Annotated in this window: 11 protein-coding genes; 8 read left to right on the top strand and 3 right to left on the bottom strand. The window is 38.4% G+C overall.

The genetic code is table 11. The features are described 5' to 3' along the window. Nucleotides 1–6: 6 nt before the first annotated feature. Nucleotides 7–1,746: a DUF3466 family protein gene (locus PTRA_RS08820; protein ID WP_058373496.1), complete on the top strand. Its 1,740-nt coding sequence runs from the start codon at nt 7–9 to the stop codon at nt 1,744–1,746. Nucleotides 1,747–1,839: 93 nt separating this feature from the next. Here the strand turns inward: PTRA_RS08820 and PTRA_RS08815 are convergent, their stop codons facing one another. After that, nucleotides 1,840–2,346 (bottom strand): DUF2062 domain-containing protein, encoded by a 507-nt coding sequence (locus tag PTRA_RS08815; protein WP_058373495.1) that lies wholly within the window; start codon nt 2,344–2,346, stop codon nt 1,840–1,842. Here PTRA_RS08815 and PTRA_RS08810 point away from each other — a divergent pair. The 7 genes from PTRA_RS08810 to tcdA are packed head-to-tail and all read left to right on the top strand — an operon-like array spanning nt 2,326 to nt 9,796. Next, nucleotides 2,326–4,593 (top strand): DNA internalization-related competence protein ComEC/Rec2, encoded by a 2,268-nt coding sequence (locus PTRA_RS08810; RefSeq protein ID WP_058373494.1) that lies wholly within the window; start codon nt 2,326–2,328, stop codon nt 4,591–4,593. The two genes, PTRA_RS08815 and PTRA_RS08810, sit on opposite strands and share 21 nt — an antisense overlap. Before the next feature lie 60 nt (nt 4,594–4,653). Beyond that, nucleotides 4,654–6,399 carry a lipid A export permease/ATP-binding protein MsbA gene (gene msbA, locus PTRA_RS08805; protein ID WP_058373493.1) on the top strand — a complete coding sequence of 582 codons (1,746 nt, stop codon included), beginning with the start codon at nt 4,654–4,656 and terminating at the stop codon, nt 6,397–6,399. Next, nucleotides 6,396–7,376, top strand: coding sequence for a tetraacyldisaccharide 4'-kinase (gene lpxK / locus PTRA_RS08800; protein WP_058373492.1), 981 nt, complete (start codon nt 6,396–6,398; stop codon nt 7,374–7,376). The genes msbA and lpxK overlap by 4 nt, the downstream gene beginning before the upstream one ends. Further along, entirely contained in the window at nt 7,366–7,563 is a 198-nt protein-coding gene (locus tag PTRA_RS08795; RefSeq protein ID WP_011328337.1) for a Trm112 family protein, read from the top strand. The genes lpxK and PTRA_RS08795 overlap by 11 nt, the downstream gene beginning before the upstream one ends. Continuing rightward, nucleotides 7,551–8,312: a 3-deoxy-manno-octulosonate cytidylyltransferase gene (gene kdsB, locus PTRA_RS08790; RefSeq protein ID WP_058373491.1), complete on the top strand. Its 762-nt coding sequence runs from the start codon at nt 7,551–7,553 to the stop codon at nt 8,310–8,312. The genes PTRA_RS08795 and kdsB overlap by 13 nt, the downstream gene beginning before the upstream one ends. After that, the gene (locus PTRA_RS08785; RefSeq protein ID WP_058373490.1) at nt 8,309–8,989 is read left to right on the top strand and encodes a TIGR01621 family pseudouridine synthase; all 681 of its coding nucleotides are present in this window, start codon (nt 8,309–8,311) and stop codon (nt 8,987–8,989) included. The genes kdsB and PTRA_RS08785 overlap by 4 nt, the downstream gene beginning before the upstream one ends. Next, entirely contained in the window at nt 8,990–9,796 is an 807-nt protein-coding gene (tcdA, locus tag PTRA_RS08780; protein WP_058373489.1) for a tRNA cyclic N6-threonylcarbamoyladenosine(37) synthase TcdA, read from the top strand. A 34-nt stretch (nt 9,797–9,830) separates the two neighbouring features. On the opposite strand, the gene PTRA_RS08775 is transcribed toward tcdA, so the two are convergent. Both PTRA_RS08775 and PTRA_RS08770 read right to left on the bottom strand, forming a co-directional pair. After that, complete coding sequence (locus PTRA_RS08775) at nt 9,831–10,247, bottom strand: SufE family protein (RefSeq protein ID WP_011328333.1); 417 nt, start codon at nt 10,245–10,247, stop codon at nt 9,831–9,833. 14 nt (nt 10,248–10,261) lie between these two features. After that, entirely contained in the window at nt 10,262–11,488 is a 1,227-nt protein-coding gene (locus PTRA_RS08770) for an aminotransferase class V-fold PLP-dependent enzyme (RefSeq protein ID WP_058373488.1), read from the bottom strand. Between the last annotated feature and the right edge of the window lie 116 nt (nt 11,489–11,604).

Here is an 11,604-nt window from a genome sequence, read left to right as displayed (position 1 = left end):
ACTAAAATGAAATATAAATTACTCGCTGCCAGTATTTTAGCAACAATGAGTACTTCAGCATTAAGTGCGACTTATCAATTAACAGAATTAGGTGCACTTGAAGGCGCGAAATATTCTTATGTTACCGATGTAAGTGAAAGTGGCCATATTATAGGCATAGCTAATGGCTTATATAATTTACCTGTAGATATTGAGCATATTGACTTTTCACTGAGTTTAATTCAAAACGCTTACAGTAATGAAGTTAGAGCATTTGAACTTAGTGATAAAGATATTACTTTCACGTTAGAAGACATAGAAAAAAACAATGCCGTAGCAACTAATGCAGATGCACATAGCTTCATGATTCGTTTTTTAGCTAACGTGTCGGCTAATTATCAGTTTCAAAAGTTAAGCTCACTAACAGCAATAAAATATGATAGCGGCGCTGCTGTTGAGCAAACTTTGTTTGATATAAACTCACCTGATTATCCAGGTGTTACCCGCTCTGTAACTAACTTTTACAACGCTGTTGCAGAAGATGGCACTACAGTTGGTTGGGGCAGTGCTCCTTTTGATAAAATAGAGTTTACTATAGAGGAAGAAACGGATCCTAAACCGTGGTTTACCCGTGACTTTATAGAACGCGGCATTATTATATCTGAAAGCGGTATGGAAGTGCCTTTGGTACCCCAATTTAGTGAATATGGTGGTACTAGCCAAGCCTCTGATATTGTAAAAACTGCAGATGGTTATATTGTTGTTGGTAATATGTCACTTGGTATACCGCAAACGCGTCAAACCAATATTACTGATAACTGTGATGATAAATATCAGCCATTCTCAACCTGTATTGAAGTTATTAATAATCAAACAACCCGTGGGATATTTAATAAGCAAGCAACGAAATGGACGCTTGATAACGCATTTAATATCACGTCTACTGAGGTGCTAGGTTTAGCCTTTACTCCTTATGAAGATGAAGTTGACTTTGCATTTATTAGTAATGCATTTGCGGTGAATAAAAACGGTATTGCAGCCGGAGTATCAAACACGCGTTATTATGATAAAGACACCACTATTATAACCATGCCCGTGTACTTTAAAGATGGCAAAGCGGTTGAATTTATAAATCAACCTGACGGTTGGCAAGGCGGTAAGTCTTTAGCAATCAACGATAATAATATTGTGACAGGTTATGCCACAAGACGTGTTGATGGTGCCTTACGTAATAAGTTTTTCTATCATGATATAGCAACGGGTACTACAGTTTATCCAGATAGCTATTTTACGAGTTCAAGCTCATACGGTAACAGTATTAATAATCAAGGTTATATTGTTGGCGAAGGTGAGGTTGGTATTTCTGATAGTTCACGTCGCTCAGCAGCGTTCATTTATAAAATAGGTGATGATAAAATCACTAATTTAAATGATTTACTGCCGTGTTACGATATGGACGGTACAAGTAGTTATGGCTATAGCATGAGTGAAGCTAAAGTGATCAACGAAAATAATGAAATATTTGGTGTGGCCACTAAAACCGTTGAAAAGCGTAACTCATTAGGTGAAGTTGTAACCGATATTAATGGTAAAACTGAATATGAAAGTGTTGCTGTAGCAGTAAAGCTTTCGCCAATACCTAATGGTACGATAGAGGATTGTGCACCACCTGATGCTGAAGTGTATGAGCGTCGCTCTGCAAGCTTCTCTTGGTATGGATTATTATTATTACCACTGATTGCGTTTAGACGAGTATTTAGATTTTAATAGAATTTAAATCGAAAATTTAAGCAGAGAAACTAAAAAAGCCCAAACTTGTTAAGTTGGGCTTTTTTTGTCTATAGTCATTATAACTATTGGCTACTTGTTACGTATTAACCATGCTTTTCTAACTGAACGCCGCCAAACAATATCTATTCCAAAATAGCCAATAATAGCGGCAATTGATGCTGACACCAATGATCCAACTAAAAATGCTGGACCAATAGTCGTTAAGCTTTCGATGAACCAAGGCCAACTTGCTTCAAAGGAAAAATGTTGCTCTGGCTGATTTAGTACTAGGGTGCCAATAAGATAAGAGCAGTAAAAAATAGGTGGCATGGTAACGGGATTAGTTATCCACACTAAGGCTACTGAAATGGGCAGGTTTACCCTAAACACAATAGCGGTTGCTGCAGCTAGGACCATTTGAAAAGGAACAGGGATGAACGCAAAAAATAACCCGACAGCAAATGCACCACGCGCAGAGCGTCGATTTAAATGCCAAAGGTTCGCGTCTTGTAACAAACGGCCAAATATTTTAAGTGATTTGTGATGCCTAATTTTATTTGGATCGGGTAAAAATCGTTGGATCGTTTTTTTAGCCATTTAAAGCAACCATTTACATCAATGTGGATTAGTCTTGGATTTGTGTGCGGAAGTATTGCAACCGTATTTTATTTTCAAACCCTCGAATTTATACTCATCACAATTTCAATCCTAATTGCGAGCGCTTATTTTAAGCCGTTTTCAAATGTTTTGTTAGGCTTTATTTGCGCTATTTTTGCTATCTTAGTGCATTTCACACTTTTTTACTCGTTTGAGCTACCAGTGCAGGGTGAAAAGTATGCATATTCAGTAAAGTTAGTTGTTGAAGACGTTGTATCAGCTAATGCTCCGCAATATATAAAAGCAAAAATTCTTAAGCTTGATGAGCAAGATTACGCTTACTTTACTGCCCCTAGCGCTATGTTAAGTGTTGATTCAGCGCAAATATTAGAAGTAGGCGCAACCTTCAGTGCTCACGCGCATTTAAAAAACTTTAGAAGCACAAAAAATTTTACTGTTTTCGACAATCAACTTTATGCATTTACACAAAAAATATTTTTTAAAGGCAAAGTACTCAATAAAAATTTAATTATTACTGATACAAAAAGAAACCAACACGTTATAACTTATCGCCACTATATTAAACACATATTTAAAGAATCTAAGCTTAACTGGCTTTATTATACGCTGCTGACGGGCGACAAGTCCTTGATGAACTTTGAACAAAAGCTGACCATGCAAACGTTGGGGTTAAGCCACTTACTGGCAATTTCTGGGTTGCATATTTCGTTAGTATTTGGCTTTGCTTTTTTTGTAACACGGTCATTTGTAAGCCGCACCAGAATTAGAATAAAACAAACAATTAACCTAGCAACTTGTTATAGCTTAATGGGCTTTATAGCGGCATTTGTTTATGTATATTTAAGCGATTTTATTGTCTCTGCGACCCGGGCTTTAATAATGTTAGGGTGCTACTTATTATTGTATTACCTAGCTAAACAATCGCTACGTTGGCGCAGTATTTTATACGCCTTGGTTTTAGTTTTAATGATTAACCCTTTTAATGTATTAAATCCAGGTTTGTATTTTTCATTTTTAGCTGTGGTTATCATTTTTACTATTATTACAAAGGTACCCTTTAAGGGGGCTTCTGTTATCGCTAAAGTAGGTATGTTATGTGCTATACAAGGGGCGCTATTTATAGGTTTATTGCCTTTGTCGTTATACTTTTTTAATGGTGTGAGTTTGGCTGGGTTAGTTTTGAACTTAATCGCTATTCCGTTGCTCGCCTTTATCATTATGCCATTATTATTAGTGGTTGCGGTATTGAGCAGTGTTATTGATATGAGCGTGATAGTGTCGTTATTTGACCCCGTATTGTATTTTTTGTATCAACAATTAATGGCAATACCGCCAGGCTGGCGTTGGTTAAATGTGGGCACAATTACAATAGATATAGTACTTTTTAGTTATATAACTATGCTACTCCTGTATTTAGTGAAATTTAAATGGCTTGCTTGTATCCCGTTAAGTGTATTACTGGTAGATAGTTACTTTACTCCCAAAAGTGATTGGCAAGTAAACATATTTGATGTTGGGCATGGTTTGATGGTGCTGTTAGAAAAAGATAACAATGCATTAATTTATGATTTTGGACCTAGCTATTTTAACCGTTTTAGCCGTACACGTAGTATTTTACTGCCGTATATAAAAGCTAATAACCTGAATGTTGCTACCGCTATTTTAAGCCATCAAGATAACGACCACGCAGGAGGTATTAAACATTTTATTGAGGCAGGGTTTGAATCGACTCTCAGTGCTTTTCATCCAAATGGTATACCGAGTTTATGCAAACCCAAGACTGTGGATTTTTATGGGCTAAAAATACAAACGTTTAGTTCAATTACTTTTAACAATAACAACGATGACTCCTGCGTAGTTAAAATTAGTAGCGCGCAACACAGTGTACTTTTTACCGGTGATATTTCTAAGCAACGAGAGCGTGCACTGATTGCCGCAGGATATAATTTAGCAAGCAATGTATTAATAAGCCCGCATCATGGTAGCGCTACTTCATCAAGTAGTGAGTTTATTGCGGCTGTTAACCCTAAAGTTGTGGTGCATTCGAGTGCTTACAAAGGACAATGGCACTTTCCTAATGATGAAGTGGTTGCGCGGTTTAATAAAATTGGCGCTGCGCAATATATTACCGGGCAGCAAGGACAAATTAGAATTAAATTTTATAGTACTAATCTGCATGTTGAAACGGCCAGAGAGCGTGAAAGTTATTGGTTTATTAAAGATTGACGTTTTGTTTTAGCCTCCCTGAGGATACAATAGGGGCTGTAACTGTATAAAGAGAGTGTTATGGATCAAAGTACTACACAAATTTATAAACGTCTTATTTCTTACGTTGGTGCGTACAGAACTGTCGCCATCGTCGCTATTATTGGCATGATAGGGTATTCAGGTATGGATGCTTTATTTATTCAGCTTATGAAGCCGTTTATTGACGAAGGTCTTAATGAGCGCAATGCTGATGTACTAAAATATGCACCATTTGTAGTTATTGCTTTGGTAATAGGGCGTGGTGTATTTAACTTTATGTCGTCTTATTGTTTGAGTTATGTAGGCTCACAAGTTGTGCGCTCGCTGCGCCAAGAGTTGTTTGAACATATTTTACATTTACCGGTATCGTTTCATGATAAAAATTCCACCGGGGATCTCATTTCCAAAATAACCTTTGATACCGAACAAGTACAACAAGCTATTACTAAGGCATTATTAATTGTAGTGCGTGAAGGCGCTTTTGTGGTGTTTTTACTCGCTGTTATGTTTTATACCAGTTGGCAATTATCGCTGATATTTTTAGTTATTATTCCTTTGGTTGCTGTCATAGTCACTGTAGTGTCAAAGCGCTTTAGACATATTTCAAAAAGTATTCAATCAGCTATGGGGCAAGTGACTCGTAGCTCCGAGCAAATGCTAAGCGGTCACAAAGTGATCCATGGTTTTGGTGGCCAAAATCAAGAAATCGATCAGTTTTCAAAAATAAACAATCATAATCGTCAGCAACGAATTAAAATGGACGCAACTAAAGCCTTGAGTGTATCAATCATTCAAGTATTGGCTGCCAGCGCTATGGCGGTTATTTTATGGGTTGTGTCAATGCCTTCGATGATTGACACCATTAGCTCGGGCGATTTTGTGGTATTAATTTCATCAATGATGATGTTACTTCGCCCGCTAAAACAGCTAGCCAATGTAAACAGTGATATGCAGCGAGGAGTTTCAGCTGCGCAAAGTGTATTTTTAATACTCGACGAGGAAGTTGAAAAAGACACAGGTACTGTAAGCGTAGATAAAGTAAAAGGCTTGATTGAAGTTAAAAATGTCACCTTTAAATATCCAACTAAAGATGAGCCGGTATTAAATAATTTATCGTTAACTATTAAAGCGGGTGAAAGCATTGCTTTAGTTGGGCGTTCGGGCTCAGGTAAATCAACAATTTCTAACCTATTGCCACGTTATTACGATTTAGAAGCGCCGAGTGAAATTTTACTCGATGGTATTGCACTGCATGATTATAAGCTAACCGATTTACGTCGCCAGTTTGCGTTAGTGTCGCAACAAGTGGTGTTGTTTAACGACTCCATTGCCAATAATATTTGTTACGGTTTACAGCGTGAAATATCGCAGCAAGAACTGGAAAAAGTAGCCAAGCAAGCGCATGTATGGGAGTTTGTAAAAGACTTACCAGAGCAGTTAAATACTATGGTTGGCGAAAATGGGGTAATGCTTTCTGGTGGTCAACGCCAACGTATTGCTATTGCTCGTGCAATATTAAAAGATGCGCCTATTTTAATCCTTGATGAAGCAACATCTGCGCTCGATACCGAATCAGAAAAACTAATTCAGCAAGCACTCGAGGCATTAATGAAAGATAAAACCTCGATTGTAATTGCGCATCGCTTATCGACGATTGAAAATAGCGACCGAATTTATGTTATAGATAATGGCAGTGTTATTGAAAGTGGCGATCATATGAGCTTACTGGCAAATAATGGCACTTATTCAGCATTATGCAAAATGCAATTTGGTGAGCAAGGGTGAGCAAAATTGAACAAAGCTGGTATCAGCCTGTCAGTTTAATTACTATATTATTATTGCCTTTAGCTGCTCTATTTTGGCTAATATCAACATTACGTAAATGGCTTTATACACGCGGTGTATTAACGCAATTTAGTAGCAAAACACCTGTAATTGTAGTGGGTAATATTAGTGTTGGCGGCAATGGCAAAACGCCATTTGTACTGTGGCTACACGCTCATTTAACTCAGCAAGGTTTATCTGTCGGTATTATTAGCCGAGGCTATGGCGGGCATGCTAAGCAATATCCATTGCTTATTAATAATAACAGTACTACGCTTGAGGCGGGCGATGAACCGATACTTTTATATCATCGTTTGCAGTGCCCCATTGCGGTTGGCCCAAACAGACAACAAAATATAGAATTACTTGAAAAAACCTCTGCTATTGATGTCATTATATCTGACGATGGCATGCAACATTATAAAATGGCACGCAGTATTGAATGCTGTATTGTTGATAGTGCACGTCAATTTGGTAACGGTTTGTTAATGCCAGCAGGTCCACTTCGCGAAACTAAAAAACGTTTAAACAGCGTTGATTTAGTGATAGAAAATGGCGGCAACAATCCACAACGTTATAATTTGCAGCCCGCAGCTTTAAGATCTGTGCTCAATAATAGTGCGCTAATAGAGCCTATATTAACAGCCCACGCTGTGAGTGCTATTGGTAATCCGCTGCGTTTTGAGCAGTCATTACAAGCACAAGGCATTACCTTGGTATCAACCCATCATTATCGAGACCATTATGCATACACTGCTGACGATTTTACTCAGTTTGGTGATGAAAATGTGTTAATGACCGAAAAAGATGCTGTAAAGTGTAGTGCTTTTGCAAAGCAAAATTGGTATTACTTACCAGTGGATGCTCAACCTACCGATAGCGTTATAAACAAATTAAATTCATTATTAAAAGATAAAGGGATCCTCAATGGCCTTTGATACAAAATTACTCGAAATTATTGCCTGCCCAGTATGTAAGGGTAAATTACGTTTTGATAAAGAAAACAGCGAACTAATAAGTACAGCCGCTAAGTTAGCGTATCCGGTTATCGATGACATTCCAGTATTGCTTGAAAATGAAGCACGCGAATTGTCACTTGATGAGGTGCAAAAGTGGAATTCGTAGTTGTTATTCCTGCGCGTTACGCTTCTAGCCGGTTACCAGGCAAACCACTAGCCGATATTTGTGGTAAGCCAATGATCCAGCATGTTTACGAAAAAGCCTGTTTATCCGGTGCGAGTAAAGTTGTTATTGCGACTGATCATCAAAAAGTATTTGATGCTGTGAGTGCCTTTACGAGTGATGTATTAATGACGCGTGAAGATCATCAATCGGGCACGGAACGTTTAGCAGAGGTAGTTGATTTACTTAAGCTTGATGACAACACTATTGTAGTTAATGTGCAAGGTGATGAGCCATTATTGGCACCAGAAAATGTATCTCAAGTTGCTACGCTATTAAATGAATCAACTGCACCTATGGCCACTTTAAGTGTAGCGATAGAAGAGCAAGAAGACGTTTTTAATCCTAATGCAGTTAAAGTCGTTAGCGATATTAATAAAAATGCATTGTATTTTTCGCGTGCCAGTATTCCGTTTGATCGTAGCGCCATGATGGGCGAGCAGAGCGCTCTGGATTTAACACCGTTTCAACGCCATGTGGGTATTTATGCCTATCGAGCTGGTTTTATTAAGCAATATATTGAGCTAAGTGTGTCGCCGCTTGAGCAGCTAGAATCACTAGAACAATTACGCGTTCTTTACCATGGCTATAATATTAAAATAGAGCAAGCGCATATTACTCCACAAGCGGGTGTCGATACGCCAGAAGATTTAGCTAAAGTAATTAGCTATTTGCAAAGTCAACACGCGTGAGCATTACGGATATACCCTATTTAAAAGTTGTGCATAGTCATATCGACTTTTATATTTTAGCAAAACCTGCAGGGCTGAATTTTCATTCAGAAGACGCCGCAGGTTTTGTGGTATTAGCAGAGCAGCAATTAAATGAAAAGCTCTTTGCAGTGCACCGCCTCGATAAAGTGACCTCGGGCTTGCTTATTTTAGCGCGCAATAAACTCGCCGCCGCTAAATTTACGCAAATGTTTACTAAGCACGCAATTAATAAGTTTTACTTGGCTATTAGCGACGCCAAGCCTAAAAAAAAGCAGGGTTGGATAAAAGGCGATATGGCAAAATCACGCCGTGGTACTTTTAAGTTACTCACAACAACAGCTAATCCTGCAATTAGTCGTTTTTATTCTTTAAGTTATAAACCCGGTTTTAGGGGCTATATTTTAAAACCGTACTCAGGTAAAACGCACCAATTAAGAGTAGCGCTAAAAAGTATAGGCGCACCTATATTAGGTGATACCTCTTATGCAGGCTCGCATAGCGGACGTACTTACTTGCATGCATTTGCGCTTGATTTTTTATGGAATGAGCAGCAAATGCAATTTACTCTTTTACCCGATAACGGGGATGAGTTTACACAATTAATTAAACATCAAGATTTTCAAGCATGGCAAACACCATGGCAACTGGATTGGTAAATGACTGAAAAAGTAACAGACATACGTTTTGGCGGGATCAAACGTTTATACGGGCAACAACAGTTTGACTGGTTACAGCAGGCACATTTTTGTGTTGTTGGCATTGGTGGTGTTGGTAGTTGGGCCGCTGAAGCATTGGCGCGCACTGGGGTTGGCAAATTAACCCTAATAGATTTAGATGATATTTGTGCCACTAATGTAAATAGGCAAATACACGCACTTACCGGCACCATTGGCCAAGCTAAAGTTGAGGCTATGAAAGCGCGTTGTGAGTTAATTAACCCACAATGTGAAGTGCAGGTGATTGATGACTTTATTACTTTAGATAACATTCAAGAGCATATTCAAGGCTTTGATTATGTTATTGATTGCATTGATGCAGTAAAAGAAAAAGCGGCATTAATTGCGCATTGTAAGCGCAATAAACTAGCTGTAATTACTACCGGCGGAGCAGGTGGGCAAACTGATCCGGGGCAAATTACGTTTGGCGATGTGGCTAAAACTACCCAAGATCCACTCTTAGCTAAAGTGCGTTATATTTTACGTAAGCAATATAATTTTAGTAATAACCCAAAGCGTAAATTTAATATTGATTGCGTGTACTCAACAGAGCAGCTGGTATACCCAGGTAGTGATGGCAGTGTCTGTCATGCTAAGCAAAATGCCGATGGTAGTATGAATATGGATTGTAATAATGGCTTTGGCTCAGTGACTATGATCACTGGCAGCTTTGGCTTTTTTGTAGCAGCAAAGGCCGTTCGTAAGTATTTAGATAAAAAACAGCGTTTACTTAACTCCCAAGTATAACGCTGCTTATAATTCAACCTGAAGTCAGGTTAATTTAACTTATTTTTTGCTTAGCCATGGTTTGAATAGTCTCTACCATGGCTTTAATACCATTCCCTCTAGATGGACTTAAGTGGCTAATTAGCCCTAATTTTTCAAACTCTTGATAGGCGTTTATTTCAAGTACTTGCTCTGGGGTAAGGCCATTGTATAGCGCTAATATTAAGGCAAGTAAGCCCTTTACAATACGGGTATCAGAATCACCTATCACCACAAGTGTATTTTCGGTTAAATCAAACTCCACAAATAGCCACACTTTACTTTCGCAGCCAGGTACTAATGCGCTGTCTATTTTCAAAACGTCTGCAAGTACTGGTAATGTTTTACCAAGTAACATTATTTCTCGGTATTTTTGCTGCCACGCGGGTGCATTTTTTATCCCCTGGGCTGCTTTATTAAAAGTATTTGTCATATTCTTATCCAACATTAGTCTAATAGAGCAATGCATTTTTGTAGTGCATCAATAAAATTATCTACATCTGTATGGTTATTATAGAAAGCTAAGCTTGCTCTAAGGGTGCCATTTACCCCTAAATGTGCCATTAAAGGCTGAGTACAATGATGGCCACTGCGCAGTGCAACCCCATATCCGTCAAGTAAAGTTGCCAAATCGTATGGATGTTCATCTTTATAGTTAAAACATAAAGTGCCAATATTATGCTTAAGGTCACTAAATAGGGTGATGCCATCAATTTGCTGTAATTTATTGGCTGCATAATTAAACAACGTTTGTTCATATTCAATTAAAGCAGGGTGATTTAATGCATTTATATACTCAAGTGCCGCACCAAAGCCTAATACACCGGCAATATTTGGTGTGCCCGATTCAAACTTTGCCGGTGCATCGCGATAAGTGCTGCGCGTTAAGGTTACAGTTTGGATCATTTCTCCCCCAGTTTGGTAAGGGGTGAGGGCATTTAATTGCTCATAGCGTCCATATAAGCCGCCTAAACCGGTTGGCCCCAGCATTTTATGAGCAGAAAAAACGTAAAAATCACAATTAAGTGTGCTTAAATTAGCTTTTAAATGCATTGCCCCTTGTGCACCATCAACCAGTACTAATGCGCCTACCGCTTTCGCACAGGCTATTAAAGGCGCTAAATTAGTGATATTACCAAGCGCATTAGAGGCTTGACTAATGGCCAATAACTTAGGTTTATGCTGCTTTATAAATTCACAGCATGCAGGTATATCGAAGGTGGCATCGTCGTTAAGCGGTAAAATAGCAAGCTTGGCACCTGTTTGCTGAGACAAAACCTGCCAAGGCACAATATTAGCATGATGCTCAATAGGCGTAATAATGATGGTATCGTTGGCTTTTATTTGATTTTTTAAGCCATTAGCGACTAAATTTATAGCTTCAGTTGCCCCTTTAGTCCATACAATTTCATTACTATTAACACCAAAAAACCCTGCTGTTTTATCGCGTACTTGCTCATAACGATAAGTAGCCTGCTCACTGAGGGTATGGCGTCCACGGTGTACGTTCGCGTTTTGCGCTGCATAAAACTGTGCCGTGGTATCAATAACGCATTGTGGCTTTTGTGTGGTTGCCCCTGAGTCTAAATAAGTTAAAGCGTGGCTGTTGATCGTTTGATTTAGGATAGGGAAATCATTACGTATTTTAGTGATATCAAACGTGGAAACAGACATAAGCTCATTTAATTAGTCAATTTAGGGCGAGAATTGTAATCTGTTTAAGATAATTCTCAAGTGCTGAGTAACAAAAAAGGCCGCAATAGCGACCTTTTAAAATACTTAAGCAATAT

This window comes from Pseudoalteromonas translucida KMM 520 (assembly GCF_001465295.1).
In the GTDB taxonomy this organism is placed as follows: Bacteria; Pseudomonadota; Gammaproteobacteria; order Enterobacterales; family Alteromonadaceae; genus Pseudoalteromonas; species Pseudoalteromonas translucida.
This window is presented reverse-complemented; position numbering and strand designations above follow the sequence as displayed.

Bases quoted from the DNA above. Each gene is read 5' to 3' on its own strand.
- PTRA_RS08770 (WP_058373488.1), bottom strand. From the start codon at position 11,488: ATGTCTGTTTCCACGTTTGATATCACTAAAATACGTAATGATTTCCCT.
- PTRA_RS08820 (WP_058373496.1), top strand. From the start codon at position 7: ATGAAATATAAATTACTCGCTGCCAGTATTTTAGCAACAATGAGTACT.
- PTRA_RS08775 (WP_011328333.1), bottom strand. From the start codon at position 10,247: ATGACAAATACTTTTAATAAAGCAGCCCAGGGGATAAAAAATGCACCC.
- PTRA_RS08795 (WP_011328337.1), top strand. From the start codon at position 7,366: ATGGCCTTTGATACAAAATTACTCGAAATTATTGCCTGCCCAGTATGT.
- msbA (WP_058373493.1), top strand. From the start codon at position 4,654: ATGGATCAAAGTACTACACAAATTTATAAACGTCTTATTTCTTACGTT.
- PTRA_RS08815 (WP_058373495.1), bottom strand. From the start codon at position 2,346: ATGGCTAAAAAAACGATCCAACGATTTTTACCCGATCCAAATAAAATT.
- tcdA (WP_058373489.1), top strand. From the start codon at position 8,990: ATGACTGAAAAAGTAACAGACATACGTTTTGGCGGGATCAAACGTTTA.